The sequence below is a fragment of the Serratia sp. G204Y genome, from assembly GCF_051172435.1.
GTDB lineage: Bacteria > Pseudomonadota > Gammaproteobacteria > Enterobacterales > Enterobacteriaceae > Serratia > Serratia sarumanii.
The window spans coordinates 288,049-302,416 of the sequence record NZ_JBPIZA010000001.1; the positions used below are offsets into that span (position 1 = coordinate 288,049).

Consider the following 14,368-nt stretch of genomic DNA (forward strand, 5'->3'; position numbering starts at 1 on the left):
TTAAAGCTTGGCCGGTGCGGCAGGTGGCATGTCGCTGGCGTGTTTTTGTACGTATTGCGTCAGCACGCGCAGCTGTTCCTGCGTCAGCGAGGTGCGCGGCGCCATGCCTTTGATGACGCCAATCCATTGGTTGGCGTTGAAGCGATCGAGCGCGGTCAGCCCGTGGCAGCCGGTGCAGTTGGCCGACATCATGTCCGCGGCGTAGCGCCAGATTTTTTGCTGATCGTCAATCAACTGTTTACGCGGCAGCCACACCTGCAGAGAAACCTGATGCCAGACCAGGCCGGTTTCCGCATCGGTCTGGGTGGAGGCGGTCTTCAGCTGTTGGCGCGCGTCTTCACCCAGCAGCACGCTGAGGATGCGTTTGCCCTGCGCGGCGTAGAACACTTCGCTGACGCCGTCCTGCTGCCAGCCGCTCACGGTGGCCAGCACCTTGTCGCCATCCTGCTTCACCACCTGCACTTCGGTGGACGGCATCAGGTTGCCGGCGTTATGGCTGTCGTCTGCGCTGAGGAAGAACGGTTCGGTGGCGATGGTGTAGAGGGTGGTGGCGTCCGGAGCGGTCAACGCCGCGGCCTTCGCCAGCTCGGCGGCGCCGGCCTGGGTTTCGCCGCTCATGTCCGGCAGGATGTGGGCCACGCCCTTATGGCAATCGATGCAGGTCTCGCCCTGTTTGATCGCCACCGGGTGCTGCAGGCGCGCCTCAGGGCGCTGGGCGGTAATGTCCATGGCGTCGTAGCTGTGGCAGGAGCGGCAGGTGGCCGAGTCGTTCTCTTTCAGCGTTTTCCAGACCGACTGCGCCATCGCCAGCTTGTGCGCTTCGTATTTTTCCGGCGTATCGATGGTGCCGACCATTTCGCCGTAAATGTCTTTCACCGCGCGGATTTTGGTCCACAGGTAATCGATCGGCTGGTGCGGCACGTGGCAGTCGGCGCACTCGGCGCGGATGCCCTTGGTGTTCTGGAAGTGAACGCTGCCCTGATATTCGGCCAGCGGCTGTTGCATGGTGTGGCAGGAAACGCAGAAGGCGGTATCGCTGGTTTTGTGGAATACGGTGGCGGTCCCGGCCAACAGCGCCGCGCCGAGGATAATCCCCAGCAGCAAAAGCCATAGCCATCCCCACCGGCGCTTTTTTTCAAAGCCAGTCAGTTTTTTGCTCATGGTAAACCCGCTTATAATTATGAATTTAAAATAAAATCTTGCCAAAAGGCCGCCGACCGGAGGTCAGAATGCCACGTCGATTGCAGGGGTAATATAGAAGAGGGTTAACCCCATAGGGTTATCCGTAGTCAAAAAAAGGGCATATATCGCAAAAAATAGCGTTATATTCTGGTGTATATAGCGATGGGGTCGAGCGGCAGGGGAAGCGAACGCAGGACGCGTTCGCGATGGCTCAGGCCGTGGGCAAATAGGGCTGGCCGCTCAGCCATAGCCGGATGGCGGTGCGGCTGGCTTCGAAATGCGGCTCCGGCAGGGCGTCGGGCGCGCACCAGCGCCACTCGGCGCACTTTTCGGGTTCTTTCAACTCGGCGCTGCCGCCGGGGTGATCCACCTGCAGGCAAACAGACACCGTGTGTTTGCCTTCGGCGCGCCAGGTTTGCAGATTGTTGCTGACGCCCACGAAGCGCGGCGGATCGATGAGCAGCCCGGTCTCTTCGGCGATTTCGCGCCGGGCGCACTGCTCGAAGGTTTCACCGGCCTCCAGATGCCCACCGGGGATCGACCAAAAGGGCGCGTGGGAACCGCAGCGCTTGCCCAACAAAATCTCGCCCTGTGGGTTGACGATGATCACCCCGACGCCGGTCACTACGTTCATGCTTTTCTCCGTCAGCAAAGTTTCAGCACAGTATGTCATTTTGCCCCGGCGCTGACCAATGCGCCGGCGAAAGTGTGCGTAAGCTCAAAAATCTGCAATGGCAAAAGGGAGAAAGCTTGCTTTCGCCTTGCGCTGCTCACACACTCCTTGAAACGTTTCAGCGTTATCCGGCCGCTTGTGGCGAGCGGGTAACGCTCCTTTTTCTCAATGAAGCTGAAACGATTCAATTCAGCAGGAGAGGAGAATCATGTTCCAGTTGTCACCGCAAGACATTCATCTGGGCGCCGCTGCCGCCGATAAGCAGGAGGCCATCCGCCAGGTGGCCGCCGCCCTGACCGAAGCCGGCTGCGTCAGCGCCGGTTACGTGGACGGCATGCTGCAGCGCGAACTGCAGACGTCCACCTATCTGGGCAACGGCATCGCCATTCCGCACGGCACCACCGATACCCGCGATCTGGTGCTGAAAACCGGCGTGCAGGTGTTCCAGTTCCCGCAGGGCATCGCCTGGGGCGAAGGCCAGACCGCCTATGTGGCGATCGGCATCGCCGCCCGTTCCGACGAGCATTTGGCGCTGCTGCGCCAGCTTACTCACGTGCTGAGCGATGACGGCGTGGCGGAGCGGCTGGCGAAAACCACCTCCGCGGAAGAGCTGCGCGGCCTGCTGATGGGCGAGCAGCAGAGCGCCGAATTCCAGTTCGACGTTTCGCTGATTGCGCTCGACGTCGCGGCCGACAGCCTGATGACGCTGCAGGCGCTGAACGCCGGCCGGCTGCAAAAGGCCGGCGCGGTCAACGCGCAGTTCGTCAGCGATGCCATTACCCGCAAGCCGCTGAACCTGGGGCAGGGCATCTGGCTGAGCGACAGCGTTGAAGGCAACCTGGCCAGCGCAGCCACCGTCAGCCGCCCGGCGCAGGCTTTCGTGGAAGACGGCGAGCCGGTGGCGCTGCTGCTGACGGTGTCGGTCGCCGACGCGCAGCCGCTGGCGGTGCTCAACTACCTCAGCGATCTGCTGCTGGCCAACAAAGCTGAACGCCTGCTGAAGGCGGATGCCGCCGGGGTGCTGGCGCTGCTGACCAGCGAAGTGGCCGAGGAGAGCAGCGTACTGAGCGCCGAGTTCGTGATCCGCAACGAGCACGGCCTGCACGCACGGCCGGGCACGGCGCTGGTCAACGTGATCAAAAGTTTCAACAGTGACATCACCGTCACCAACCTGGACGGCAGCGGCAAGCCGGCCAACGGGCGCAGCCTGATGAAGGTGGTGGCGCTGGGCGTGAAAAAAGGGCATCACCTGCGCTTTACCGCCAATGGAGAAGATGCTGAAGCCGCGCTGAAGGCGATCGGCGAAGCGATTAATGAAGGACTGGGCGAGGGCGCAGCATGAGCAGAAGAGTAGCAACGATCACCCTGAACCCGGCGTACGATCTGGTGGGGTTTTGCCCGCAGATCGAACGCGGGGAAGTCAACCGGGTAAAAACCGCCGGCCTGCACGCCGCCGGTAAGGGCATCAACGTCGCCAAGGTGTTGAAGGATTTGGGCATCGACGTCACCGTCGGCGGCTTCCTGGGCAAAGACAATCAGGACGGTTTCCAGCTGCTGTTCAGCGATCTGGGGATCGCCAACCGCTTCCAGGTAGTGCCGGGCCGCACCCGCATCAACGTCAAGCTGACGGAAAAAGACGGCGAAGTCACTGATTTCAATTTCTCCGGTTTTGAAGTGACGCCGCAGGACTGGGATCGCTTCGTCAGCGACTCGCTGAGCTGGCTGGGCCAGTTTGACATGGTGGCGGTGAGCGGCAGCCTGCCGGCCGGCGTCGATCCCGATGCCTTTACCGACTGGATGACCCAGCTGCGCGCCAAATGCCCGTGCATCATTTTCGACAGCAGCCGCGAAGCGCTGGTCGCAGGGTTGAAGGCCTCGCCGTGGCTGGTGAAGCCGAACCGCCGCGAGCTGGAGATCTGGGCCGGCCGCCCGCTGCCGGCGCTGGCGGACGTGGTCGAGGCCGCGCATGCGCTGCGTGAGCAGGGCATCGCCCACGTGGTGATCTCCCTCGGCGCGGAAGGCGCGCTGTGGGTTAACGCCTCCGGCGCCTGGATCGCCAAACCGCCGTCCTGTGAGGTGGTCAGCACCGTGGGCGCCGGTGATTCGATGGTCGGCGGCCTGATTTACGGCCTGCTGATGCGCGAATCCAGCGAACACACCTTGCGTCTGGCCACGGCGGTAGCGGCGCTGGCGGTCAGCCAGAGCAACGTCGGCGTGACCGATCGTCCCCAGTTGGCCGCGATGATGGCGCGCGTCGATCTGAAACCTTTCAATCAATAGCAGGAGGCAGAATGAAAACGCTGCTGATGGTAGACAGTTCGCTGGGGCAGGCCCGTGGCCACCTGGCGAAACACATGCTGGAGGCCGCCGCGGCCAAAACCGGCCTGACGCTGGTCGAGTCGCTGCAGGACGCCGAACTGGTGGCGGTGGCGGGGCAGTCGGCCCCGGCTGACGCCGGGCTGAACGGCAAATTGGTGTATGTGGGCGACGTAGAACAGGCGGTGCGTGAACCGGACGCTTTTCTGGCGCGCGCCAAGGCCGAAGCTGAAACCTATCAGGCGCCGCAGGCGGCGCCGGTGAAAGCCGGTGGGCAAAAACGCATCGTGGCGATCACCGCCTGCCCAACCGGCGTGGCGCATACCTTTATGGCGGCCGAAGCCATTGAAAGCGAAGCGAAGAAACGCGGCTGGTGGGTGAAGGTGGAAACGCGCGGCTCCGTCGGCGCCGGCAACGCCATCACCCCGGAAGAGGTGGCGGCGGCGGATCTGGTGATCGTCGCGGCGGATATCGAGGTGGACCTGGATAAATTCGCCGGTAAGCCGATGTACCGCACCTCCACCGGCCTGGCGCTGAAGAAAACCGCCCAGGAGCTGGACAAGGCGCTGGCCGAGGCCGAGGTGTTCCAGCCGCAGCAGCGCGGTAGCGCGGCGCCGGCGGGTAAAAAGAAAGAGGGCAACGGCCCGTATCGCCACCTGCTGACCGGCGTGTCCTACATGCTGCCGATGGTGGTGGCCGGCGGCCTGTGCATCGCGCTGTCGTTCGTGTTCGGCATCAAGGCGTTTGAAGTCAAAGGCACGTTGGCGGCGGCGCTGATGCAGATCGGCGGCGGCTCCGCCTTTGCGCTGATGGTGCCGGTATTGGCCGGTTTCATCGCCTTCTCCATCGCGGATCGCCCTGGCCTGACGCCGGGCCTGATCGGCGGCATGCTGGCGGTGAGCACCGGCGCCGGGTTCCTCGGCGGCATCATCGCCGGTTTCCTGGCGGGTTACGTCGCCAAGGCGATCAGCAGCAAGCTGCGCCTGCCGCAGAGTATGGAAGCGCTGAAGCCCATCTTGATCATTCCGCTGGTGGCCAGTCTGATCACCGGTCTTATCATGATTTACGTGGTCGGCACGCCGGTGGCGAAAATCATGGAAGGCCTGACTCATTGGCTGCAATCGTTGGGCACCGCCAACGCCGTGCTGCTGGGGGCGATCCTCGGCGGCATGATGTGTACCGACATGGGCGGCCCGGTGAACAAAGCGGCCTACGCCTTCGGCGTGGCGCTGCTCAGTTCCTCGGTGTATGCGCCGATGGCGGCGATCATGGCGGCGGGCATGGTGCCGCCGCTGGCGATGGGGCTGGCGACGCTGCTGGCGCGCCGCAAGTTCCCGAAATCCGAACAGGAAGGCGGCAAGGCAGCGCTGGTGCTGGGGCTGTGCTTCATCACCGAAGGGGCGATTCCGTTCGCCGCCCGCGACCCGATGCGCGTGCTGCCGTGCTGCATTGCCGGCGGGGCGCTGACCGGCGCGCTGTCGATGGCGTTCGGCGCCAAGTTGATGGCACCGCACGGCGGGCTGTTCGTGCTGCTGATCCCGGGCGCGATTTCGCCGGTGTTGCTGTACCTGGTGGCGATCGCCGCCGGTACGCTGCTGGCGGGCGTGGCTTACGCTCTGCTGAAACGTGCTGAAGTGCCGGCGGCCAGCGTGGCGTAACGGCGTCCAGCCATAAAAAAACCGGAGCTCAGGCTCCGGTTTTGTCGTTTTGGCGCCGCATTACTGCTGCGCTTTCAGCCAGGCGATCTCTTCCGCCCAGATATCCGGGTTTACCGTTTCCAGAATCAGCGGGATATTGTCGAAGCGCGGATCGCGCATGATGTAGCTGAACACCGTTTTGCCGATGTTGCCTTCCCCCAGGCTGTGGTGGCGGTCGACGCGGCTGTTGAACTCGCTCTTGGCGTCGTTCAGGTGCATGCCGCGCAGGTAGTTGAAGCCGACGATGTCGCCGAGCTGTTTGAAGGTGTGTTCGCAGTCTTCTTCGGTGCGCAGATCGTACCCGGCGGCGAAGGCGTGACAGGTGTCGATGCAAACGCCGACGCGGCTTTTGTCTTCCACGCCGTCGATGATCGCCGCCAGGTGCTCGAATTTGAAGCCCAGGTTGCTGCCCTGGCCGGCGGTGTTTTCGATCACGGCCGTCACGCCGGCGGTTTTATCCAGCGCGATGTTGATCGATTCGGCGATGCGCGCCAGGCACTTGTCTTCATCGATTTGCAGCAGGTGGCTGCCGGGGTGGAAGTTCAGCAGCGTCAGCCCCAGCTGTTCGCAGCGCTGCAGCTCGTCGATGAACGCCTCGCGCGATTTTTCCAACGCGTCGGCCACCGGGTGGCCCAGGTTGATCAGGTAGCTGTCGTGCGGCAGGATCTGCCCCGGCCCGAAGCCGTACTGGGCGCAGGCGCTCTTGAACTTATCGATCACGTCCGCGGCCAGCGGCGCGGCCTTCCATTGACGCTGATTTTTGGTGAACAGAGCGAACGCGGTCGCCTCCAATTCGTGCGCGCGGATAACCGCCTGATCCACGCCGCCTGACGCGCTGACATGTGCACCGACAAACTTCATCTTCATTCTCCTGTGTTATCGGTGACATTATGGCATTGATGGCGGGCGGAATAAATGCGGCCCGCCGAAGCGAGCCGCAGAAGGGGCAGAAGGGAGTGATTAGAGCCAGTGTTGCACCAGCTGGTTTATCGCGCCGCCGCCGACCAGCAGCCAGACGAACAGCAGCGTGGCCAACAGAATCGGTTTCATCCCGGCCTGGCGCACGGCGCTGATGTGGGTGGTCAATCCCAGCGCCGCCATCGCCATCGCCAGCATCCAGGTGTCGGCGGTGATCAGGTGCTGCACCAGCATGGCCGGCAGCAGGTTGAAGGAGTTCAGCCCGGCGACGGCGATAAACAGCACGGCGAACCACGGAATGGTAATCGCGGATTTTTCCGCCTTGCCTGCGCCGCCGCGGCTGATGTAGCCCGACAGCAGCAGCAGGAACGGCGCCAGCATCATCACGCGGATCATCTTGGCGATCACCGCTGCATTTTCGGCGTCAGGCCCGATGGCGTGCCCGGCCGCAACCACCTGAGCCACTTCGTGGATGGTGGAGCCGGCATAGATGCCGAAGGTTTCCTGGCTGAACGGCAGCCACTGGAAGTGTTCGTTCAACTGATACAGCCACGGGTAGGCGAAGATCGCCAGGGTGCCGAACACCACCACGGTCGAGACCGCCACCGCCACTTTACTGGAGTCGGCCTTCAGCACCGGCTCGGTGGCCATCACCGCCGCCGCGCCGCAAATGCTGCTGCCGGCGCCGATCAGCATCGCGGTCTGGCTGTCGATGCCGAACACTTTCTTGCCGAGCCAGCAGGCCAGCAGGAAGGTGGTGGTCAGGGTCAGCGCATCGATGATGATGCCGCTGGCGCCCACGTCGGCGATTTGCTGAAAGGTCAGGCGAAAGCCGTAAAGGATAATGCCCAAACGCAGCAGGCGTTGTTTGGCCAGCTGTACGCCGCCGTGACAAACGGTTTGCCAGCGGGGATACAGCGTGTTGCCCACCAGAATGCCGAACAGGATCGCCAGCGTCAGCGCCCCCAGGCCCAGCTCCGCCACCCAGGGAATGTCGCCGGCCCAGACGGCCAGCGCGGTGAGCGCGCCGGTCAGCGCCAGCCCCGGCACCAGCCGCGGCAGGCCGAACAGCGGAAAGCGTCGCTCGGGGTAAGTATGAGTGGTATCAGTCGCCATAAAAGTCAGTCCTTCAGTCTGTTTCTTGCTGCCAAGAGTACGTTTGGGCTGAATAAAAGAGAAATTGATTATATATTTATAACCTATCTGAATAAGTGGTATGGCGTCAGGCATTGGCATACAGCCGCATTGCGGCTAGGGTGAGGAGGAGCGGCGAACCGCCGTCAACTTTCCAACTGAACAGGAGCAGGCGATGGATACCGACGATCAACGCAGAGAGCAGATAGACCGGGAAGTGGGCCGCGCGGTGCGGCGGTTGATTGAAGAAAACAAGGCGATCGACCGCGACCATCTCGTGGCGATGCTGCAATTGATACAGCGGGACGAAGCCGGCACGCCGCGCGAGGCGGCGCTGGCCGCGGCGGCGCAGCTGGTCGCCTTGGGTAAGTAGCGCGCCGAATTGGCCGTAAACGGGGTGGCCTCGCTGGGCTCTCCACAGCATGTTGACATCATTTTGCGGTTCTCTGGCAGAACCCTTTTTCATTACCGGGACGGCTATGCATATCACGTTGCGTCAACTGGAAGTCTTCACCGAAGTGCTGAAAAGCGGTTCGACCACTCAGGCCTCGGTGGTGCTGGCGCTGTCGCAGTCGGCGGTCAGCGCGGCGCTGGCGGATCTGGAGGGGCAGCTGGGCGTGCAGCTGTTCGATCGCGTCGGCAAACGGCTGGTGATCAACGAGCACGGCCGGTTGCTGTATCCCAAGGCGCTGGCGCTGCTGGAGCAGGCGGGGGAGATCGAGCAGCTGTTTCGCCATGACGGCGGGGCGCTGCGCATCGCCGCCAGCAGCACCATCGGCAACTACATGCTGCCGGAGATGATCGCCCGTTACCGCCGGGACTTTCCGGCCACGCCGCTGGAGCTGAACGTCGGCAACAGCCAGGACGTGATCGTGGCGGTGGCGGATTTCCGCGTCGATCTGGGGCTGATCGAAGGGCCTTGCCATATGCCGGAGCTGGTGACGCAGCCGTGGCTGGAGGACGAGCTGGTGGTGTTCGCCGCGCCGGACAACCCGCTGACCCGTCAGCCGCCAACGCTGGAGGCGCTGGCCAATGCCCCTTGGATCCTGCGCGAGCGCGGTTCGGGCACCCGTGAGGTGCTGGATCATCTGCTGTTGGCGCACCTGCCGCATTTTCAACTGGTGATGGAGCTCGGCAACTCGGAGGCGATCAAGCACGCGGTGCGGCACGGCATCGGCATCAGCTGCCTGTCGCGGCGGGTGGTGGCGGAACAGCTGGCCAGCGGCGCGCTGGTGGAACTGCCGGTGCCGCTGCCGCCGCTGCGGCGCACCCTGTACCTGATCCGCCATCGGCAAAAGCACATTTCCAACGCCTTGCAGCGTTTTCTCAGCTATTGCGCGCTGTAATCGACAGCGCGTCACGCCCTCTGCTGCCGCGCAGGCCGAAGAAAGCATAAAAACCTGCGCGCGCTCACATTAATGAGAGTAAGTAAGGCCATAAGGGCCGCGGCTAATAATTGCCTCTGAATTATGAAGCTATCTTATATCAGTGCAATGTTGCTAGTTCACCGGCGGGTATTTGTTACAATCCGCCCTCATTTTTTCAAAGAGCAGATAGGGTACGAATGGCTCAGCAGGATATAAAAACATCGGGGCAGCAAGCACCCGGATTGCGCCGCGAGCTGAAAGCCCGGCATTTGACCATGATCGCCATCGGCGGCTCCATCGGCACCGGCCTGTTTGTCGCCTCGGGCGCCACGGTTTCTCAGGCAGGCCCCGGCGGGGCGCTGTTGTCTTACGCTCTGATCGGTTTGATGGTGTACTTCCTGATGACCAGCCTGGGCGAACTGGCGGCCTTTATGCCGGTTTCCGGTTCATTCTCCACCTACGGCGCCAAATACGTGGAAGAAGGCTTCGGCTTCGCGCTGGGCTGGAACTACTGGTACAACTGGGCGGTGACCATCGCCGTTGACCTGGTGGCTTCGCAATTGGTGATGAGCTACTGGTTCCCGGACACCCCCGGCTGGATCTGGAGCGCGCTGTTCCTCGGCCTGATGTTCCTGCTGAACTACATTTCGGTGAAAGGGTTCGGCGAGGCGGAATACTGGTTCGCGCTGATCAAGGTCAGCACCGTGATTATCTTCATCGCCGTCGGCGTGCTGATGATCGTCGGCATTCTGAAAGGCGGCGAGCACGCCGGCTGGCAGAACTGGACGATAGGGGACGCGCCGTTCGCCGGCGGCTTCTCGGCGATGATTGGCGTGGCGATGATCGTCGGCTTCTCGTTCCAGGGCACCGAGCTCATCGGCATCGCGGCCGGCGAATCGGAGAACCCGGGTAAAAACATCCCGCGCGCGGTGCGTCAGGTGTTCTGGCGTATTCTGCTGTTCTATATCTTCGCCATTCTGATCATCAGCCTGATCATTCCGTACACCGATCCGAGCCTGCTGCGCAATGACGTGAAAGACATCAGCGTCAGCCCGTTCACCCTGGTGTTCCAGCATGCCGGCCTGCTGTCGGCGGCGGCGGTGATGAACGCGGTGATCCTGACGGCGGTGCTGTCCGCCGGTAACTCGGGCATGTACGCCTCTACCCGCATGCTGTACACCCTGGCGTCGGAAGGCAAGGCGCCGCGCATCTTCGCCAAGCTGTCGAAAGGCGGCGTGCCGCGCAACGCGCTGTATGCGACCTGCGTGGTGGCCGGGCTGTGCTTCCTGACCTCGATGTTCGGCAACCAGTCGGTTTACCTGTGGCTGCTGAATACCTCGGGCATGACCGGTTTCATCGCCTGGTTGGGCATCGCCATCAGCCACTACCGTTTCCGTCGTGGTTACATGCTGCAGGGGCGCGATCTGAACGACTTGCCATACCGTTCCGGGTTCTTCCCGCTGGGGCCGATCTTCGCCTTCGTGCTGTGCCTGATCATTACCCTGGGCCAGAACTACCAGGCCTTCCTGCAAGACAAGATTGACTGGTACGGCGTGACCGCCACCTACATCGGCATTCCGCTGTTCCTGCTGATTTGGTTCGGTTACAAGCTGTCGCGCGGCACCCGCGTCGTGAAGTACAGCGAAATGGAATTCCCGAAGATGGACGTGAAGTAATCTTCGGTGAGTGACACGCGGCGGGAGCTCCCGCCGCGTGTGGTTTTACTTTTTCCCGCCTTTGGCTTCCGCCAGTGCCTGCTGCGCCGAACTCATCAAATCTTCCACCGTCGCATAATCCTGCGTCAGCGCCAAAATGCCGGCGTTGAGTTGCATGTTCACCTCGCCGAACGTGCCAAAATCGTAGGGCGCTTCCAGCGGCGGCACAATGCGCGCCAGGAACTCGCTTTCCGCGCCGTACGGCAGATCGTGCACCAGTATTAAAAACAGGCCGCCGGTGTAGCGGCAGACGTAGTCGCTGGGGCGGATCAGCGTCTTGAGGCGCTCGCCGACGGTGCGCAGCACGTCGTCGCCGATCTGCACGCCGTGGCTTTGGTAAAGCGCCGCCAGCGGGCCGAATTCAAGAATGAACAGGTGAGAGATTGGCTGTGTCGTACCAGGGCGGCAGATGTTGCGCATCACCGCCTCACCGCCCGCGCGGTTGAGGAAGCCGGTCAGGCGATCGCGGTGGGACGCCTGCTGCTTCTCCCACGCCAGCGTGACGTGCTGTACCCGCTGGCGGTGGTAGCGCGCGATCATGCCATGGGCCAGCACCAGCCACAGCGGCGTGAGATCCGCCAGGACGAACAGGTTTTGCACGCGCGACAGCGGCGCCGCCAGCAGGTAGGGCAGCGTCAGCGCGATCACCTCAAGCAGCGCGAAACGCGGCGCGGCGGCATGGCGCTGCATCAGCCAGCAGGCCAGAGCGGTGATCGTCAGACCGGCGAACAGGATCAGCACAAAGCGGCCCGACAGCATCGCCAGCGCGGCGCTGGCGCCGACCAGCAGCATCCACAGCAACACCGTCACCAGCATGGCGTCCGGCCAGGCGGGTTGGCGCCTCTGCGCCAGCCAGGCGCGCCCGGCGGTCAGCAGCAGCAACAGGAGCAGCAGAACGATACCGACCAGCCGCTGGTTCAGCCAGGCGTACCCCACCAACAGCGCCGCCGGCCCCACGGCATTCAGCCAGGGAGTGAGAGGAGAGGGCGTCAGCGTGAGCCGCAGCTTGCGTTTAAACGGCTCGTCATCGGCGTGCAGCGGGCTGTGCAACAGCCAGTTCAGCAGCGCCGGGCGTTTGGGCGTTACCGCCGGAGATGGACTTCTCATTACAGCCTCGTCAATAAGGCCGCTCTTGCGGCGGCCTGAAGTTTTTTGCACGCTCGGTGCTGTGATTTTGGATTCTATGTGGTTTTTTCGTTATTTGTCAGAGTCTGGTCGGATCAGGAATAACTTTCAGAATAATGAACCTGCTGGCCGCAGCGGGGGTAAACGCGATGGATTGAAGAATGGCGTGGAAAAACAATTTATTACATTCCGATAACGCCGTTTTCACCTATTGATATGATTGATAAGTATTATCGTTTGCTTTATTGTTGACGGCTGCGCGCAGGCTGTCGCCGCGCGCTTTCCGGTTTACGGCGGACGCTTTCGCGCCGCTGTCATGATGGTTGTAACAGGTATCTTAACGAATGAGCGTATCCACCGATCCCATGACTGACGCCAAGGGGCAACCCAACGCCGGCGTGATGGGGCGTTATCAGCATATTCTTCGCCATCGCCTGTTGATGATGGGCGTGTTGGCACTGGCGATCCTGGGGTCGCTGCTGCTGGATTTCACCATGGGGCCGTCCGGGCTGTCGCTGTCGTCTTTATGGCAAACGCTGCTTGACCCCGCGGCGGCCGATGCCGGCACGCGGGTGATCGTCTGGGACATCCGCTTGCCTTACGCGCTGATGGCGGTGGTGGTGGGGTTTGCGCTCGGCCTGGCCGGGGCGGAAATGCAGACCATCCTGAATAACCCGCTGGCCAGCCCCTTTACCCTCGGCGTGTCTTCCGCCGCGGCCTTTGGCGCCGCGCTGGCGATCGTGCTCGGCATCGGCATTCCGGGCATTCCCGATCAGTGGTTCATCTCCGCCAACGCCTTTATCTTCGCGCTGTTCGCCGCGCTGATGCTCGACGGCATCACGCGCTGGACGCGGGTCGCCACCTCCGGCGTGGTGCTGTTCGGCATCGCGCTGGTGTTTACCTTCAACGCGCTGGTGTCGATGATGCAGTTCATCGCCAGCGAGGACACGCTGCAGGGGCTGGTGTTCTGGACCATGGGCAGCCTGGCGCGCGCCTCGTGGGACAAGCTGGGCATTCTGTTCGGCGTGTTCGCCGTGCTGCTGCCGCTGTCGATGATGAGCTCGTGGAAACTGACCGCGCTGCGCCTGGGTGAAGACCGGGCGGTGAGCTTCGGCATCGACGTGCGCCGTCTGCGGCTGACCACGCTGCTGCGCATCAGCATCCTTTCGGCGCTGGCGGTGGCGTTCGTCGGGCCGATCGGCTTTATCGGCCTGGTGGCGCCGCACATCGCCCGCATGATCTTCGGCGAAGATCACCGTTTCTATCTGCCGGCCAGCGCGCTGATTGGCGCGCTGGTGCTGTCGATGGCCTCGGTGGCGTCGAAAAATTTGGTGCCCGGGGTGATCATTCCGGTGGGCATCGTCACGTCGCTGGTCGGGGTGCCGTTCTTCCTGAGCATTATTTTGCGCCACCGGGGGAACGTATGAGCCAGGGCCTGCGAATAGAACACTTCTCGGCGGGCTACCCGAAGCGCCAGGTGATCGACGATCTCTCGGTGCCGATGCTGCCGCGCGGGCAAATCACCGTGCTGCTGGGGCCGAACGGCAGCGGCAAATCGACGCTGCTGCGCTCGCTGGCCGGGCTGAACCCGGCGCAGGGCAAGCTGTGGCTGGACGACGGCGATCTGATGCAGATGCCGTTCGCCCGTCGGGCGGAGAAAGTGGTGTATTTGCCGCAGTCGCTGCCCGCCGGGGTGCATCTGCACGTGCTGGAGTCGATCATCGTGGCGCAGCGCGCCTCGGGCGGCCGCAGCAACGCCGGCAGCGAAGCGGAAGTGATGGCTTTGCTGGAGCAATTGGGTATCGCCCACCTGGCGCTGAGCTATCTCGATCAGCTGTCCGGCGGCCAGAAACAGCTGGTGGGGTTGGCGCAGTCGCTGATCCGTCAGCCCTCGCTGCTGCTGCTGGATGAACCGCTGAGCGCGCTCGATCTCAACTATCAATTCCACGTGATGGATTTGGTGCGCCGCGAAACCCGCAAGCGCAACATCGTGACGGTGGTGGTGGTGCACGACATCAACATCGCGCTGCGCCACGGCGACCACGTGCTGATGCTGCAGGATGGCGATCTGATCGCCGACGGCGCGCCGGATCAGGTGATTACGCCGCAGAGCCTGGCGCGGGTCTACGGCGTGCGCGGGCGTATCGAGCGCTGTTCGCAGGGCACGCCGCAGGTGCTGATAGACGGTCTGGTGAACCAGCCGACGATTTAATCCAAGAAAAAGCCCGGCATCGCCGGGCT

General features: G+C 62.8%; 13 protein-coding genes. 8 read left to right on the top strand and 5 right to left on the bottom strand.

The genetic code is table 11. The features are described from left to right. On the bottom strand, window positions 1-1,161 hold the full coding sequence (locus ACSBQQ_RS01385; RefSeq protein WP_033648001.1) for a NapC/NirT family cytochrome c: 1,161 nt from the start codon (window positions 1,159-1,161) through the stop codon (window positions 1-3). 232 nt (window positions 1,162-1,393) lie between these two features. After that, complete coding sequence (locus tag ACSBQQ_RS01390; protein ID WP_033635266.1) at window positions 1,394-1,816, bottom strand: nucleotide triphosphate diphosphatase NUDT15; 423 nt, start codon at window positions 1,814-1,816, stop codon at window positions 1,394-1,396. Between the two features lie 247 nt (window positions 1,817-2,063). Between ACSBQQ_RS01390 and fruB the strand changes: the two genes are divergently transcribed. Genes fruB through fruA form a run of 3 tightly spaced genes read left to right on the top strand, consistent with a single transcriptional unit; the run spans window position 2,064 to window position 5,829 of the window. Further along, on the top strand, window positions 2,064-3,197 hold the full coding sequence (gene fruB / locus ACSBQQ_RS01395; protein ID WP_033635264.1) for a fused PTS fructose transporter subunit IIA/HPr protein: 1,134 nt from the start codon (window positions 2,064-2,066) through the stop codon (window positions 3,195-3,197). After that, window positions 3,194-4,135, top strand: coding sequence for a 1-phosphofructokinase (gene fruK, locus ACSBQQ_RS01400; RefSeq protein ID WP_004935702.1), 942 nt, complete (start codon window positions 3,194-3,196; stop codon window positions 4,133-4,135). Before fruB ends, fruK begins: the two co-directional genes overlap by 4 nt. Before the next feature lie 11 nt (window positions 4,136-4,146). Next, window positions 4,147-5,829, top strand: a complete 1,683-nt coding sequence (gene fruA / locus ACSBQQ_RS01405; RefSeq protein WP_435012427.1) for a PTS fructose transporter subunit IIBC — start codon at window positions 4,147-4,149, stop codon at window positions 5,827-5,829. 60 nt (window positions 5,830-5,889) lie between these two features. On the opposite strand, the gene nfo is transcribed toward fruA, so the two are convergent. Together nfo and ACSBQQ_RS01415 are read right to left on the bottom strand one after the other, a co-directional pair. Further along, window positions 5,890-6,729, bottom strand: a complete 840-nt coding sequence (gene nfo / locus ACSBQQ_RS01410) for a deoxyribonuclease IV (protein WP_033635262.1) — start codon at window positions 6,727-6,729, stop codon at window positions 5,890-5,892. A gap of 99 nt (window positions 6,730-6,828) precedes the next feature. Next, window positions 6,829-7,902 carry a YeiH family putative sulfate export transporter gene (locus tag ACSBQQ_RS01415; RefSeq protein ID WP_048321814.1) on the bottom strand — a complete coding sequence of 358 codons (1,074 nt, stop codon included), beginning with the start codon at window positions 7,900-7,902 and terminating at the stop codon, window positions 6,829-6,831. A gap of 193 nt (window positions 7,903-8,095) precedes the next feature. Here ACSBQQ_RS01415 and ACSBQQ_RS01420 point away from each other — a divergent pair, with 193 nt between their 5' ends. The 3 genes from ACSBQQ_RS01420 to ACSBQQ_RS01430 all read left to right on the top strand — a co-directional run bounded on the left by ACSBQQ_RS01420 (window position 8,096) and on the right by ACSBQQ_RS01430 (window position 10,963). Then, window positions 8,096-8,293 (top strand): hypothetical protein, encoded by a 198-nt coding sequence (locus ACSBQQ_RS01420; protein ID WP_033647996.1) that lies wholly within the window; start codon window positions 8,096-8,098, stop codon window positions 8,291-8,293. 106 nt (window positions 8,294-8,399) lie between these two features. Beyond that, window positions 8,400-9,266, top strand: coding sequence for a DNA-binding transcriptional regulator YeiE (gene yieE / locus ACSBQQ_RS01425; protein WP_016926991.1), 867 nt, complete (start codon window positions 8,400-8,402; stop codon window positions 9,264-9,266). A 218-nt stretch (window positions 9,267-9,484) separates the two neighbouring features. Beyond that, a complete protein-coding gene (locus ACSBQQ_RS01430; protein ID WP_033635259.1) occupies window positions 9,485-10,963 on the top strand; it encodes an amino acid permease in 1,479 nt (492 codons plus the stop codon). A gap of 45 nt (window positions 10,964-11,008) precedes the next feature. On the opposite strand, the gene ACSBQQ_RS01435 is transcribed toward ACSBQQ_RS01430, so the two are convergent. Continuing rightward, window positions 11,009-12,109: a GGDEF domain-containing protein gene (locus tag ACSBQQ_RS01435; protein ID WP_048321813.1), complete on the bottom strand. Its 1,101-nt coding sequence runs from the start codon at window positions 12,107-12,109 to the stop codon at window positions 11,009-11,011. Window positions 12,110-12,471: 362 nt separating this feature from the next. Here ACSBQQ_RS01435 and ACSBQQ_RS01440 point away from each other — a divergent pair, with 362 nt between their 5' ends. Both ACSBQQ_RS01440 and ACSBQQ_RS01445 read left to right on the top strand, forming a co-directional pair. After that, complete coding sequence (locus ACSBQQ_RS01440) at window positions 12,472-13,554, top strand: FecCD family ABC transporter permease (RefSeq protein WP_031300718.1); 1,083 nt, start codon at window positions 12,472-12,474, stop codon at window positions 13,552-13,554. Next, entirely contained in the window at window positions 13,551-14,339 is a 789-nt protein-coding gene (locus ACSBQQ_RS01445) for an ABC transporter ATP-binding protein (protein WP_033647994.1), read from the top strand. Before ACSBQQ_RS01440 ends, ACSBQQ_RS01445 begins: the two co-directional genes overlap by 4 nt. Window positions 14,340-14,368: the final 29 nt, after the last annotated feature.

What these genes read in the sequence shown, in the direction of transcription:
- ACSBQQ_RS01385 (WP_033648001.1), bottom strand. Translation starts at nt 1,161, where the DNA reads ATGAGCAAAAAACTGACTGGCTTTGAAAAAAAGCGCCGGTGGGGATGG.
- ACSBQQ_RS01390 (WP_033635266.1), bottom strand. Translation starts at nt 1,816, where the DNA reads ATGAACGTAGTGACCGGCGTCGGGGTGATCATCGTCAACCCACAGGGC.
- fruB (WP_033635264.1), top strand. Translation starts at nt 2,064, where the DNA reads ATGTTCCAGTTGTCACCGCAAGACATTCATCTGGGCGCCGCTGCCGCC.
- fruK (WP_004935702.1), top strand. Translation starts at nt 3,194, where the DNA reads ATGAGCAGAAGAGTAGCAACGATCACCCTGAACCCGGCGTACGATCTG.
- fruA (WP_435012427.1), top strand. Translation starts at nt 4,147, where the DNA reads ATGAAAACGCTGCTGATGGTAGACAGTTCGCTGGGGCAGGCCCGTGGC.
- nfo (WP_033635262.1), bottom strand. Translation starts at nt 6,729, where the DNA reads ATGAAGTTTGTCGGTGCACATGTCAGCGCGTCAGGCGGCGTGGATCAG.
- ACSBQQ_RS01415 (WP_048321814.1), bottom strand. Translation starts at nt 7,902, where the DNA reads ATGGCGACTGATACCACTCATACTTACCCCGAGCGACGCTTTCCGCTG.
- ACSBQQ_RS01420 (WP_033647996.1), top strand. Translation starts at nt 8,096, where the DNA reads ATGGATACCGACGATCAACGCAGAGAGCAGATAGACCGGGAAGTGGGC.
- yieE (WP_016926991.1), top strand. Translation starts at nt 8,400, where the DNA reads ATGCATATCACGTTGCGTCAACTGGAAGTCTTCACCGAAGTGCTGAAA.
- ACSBQQ_RS01430 (WP_033635259.1), top strand. Translation starts at nt 9,485, where the DNA reads ATGGCTCAGCAGGATATAAAAACATCGGGGCAGCAAGCACCCGGATTG.
- ACSBQQ_RS01435 (WP_048321813.1), bottom strand. Translation starts at nt 12,109, where the DNA reads ATGAGAAGTCCATCTCCGGCGGTAACGCCCAAACGCCCGGCGCTGCTG.
- ACSBQQ_RS01440 (WP_031300718.1), top strand. Translation starts at nt 12,472, where the DNA reads ATGAGCGTATCCACCGATCCCATGACTGACGCCAAGGGGCAACCCAAC.
- ACSBQQ_RS01445 (WP_033647994.1), top strand. Translation starts at nt 13,551, where the DNA reads ATGAGCCAGGGCCTGCGAATAGAACACTTCTCGGCGGGCTACCCGAAG.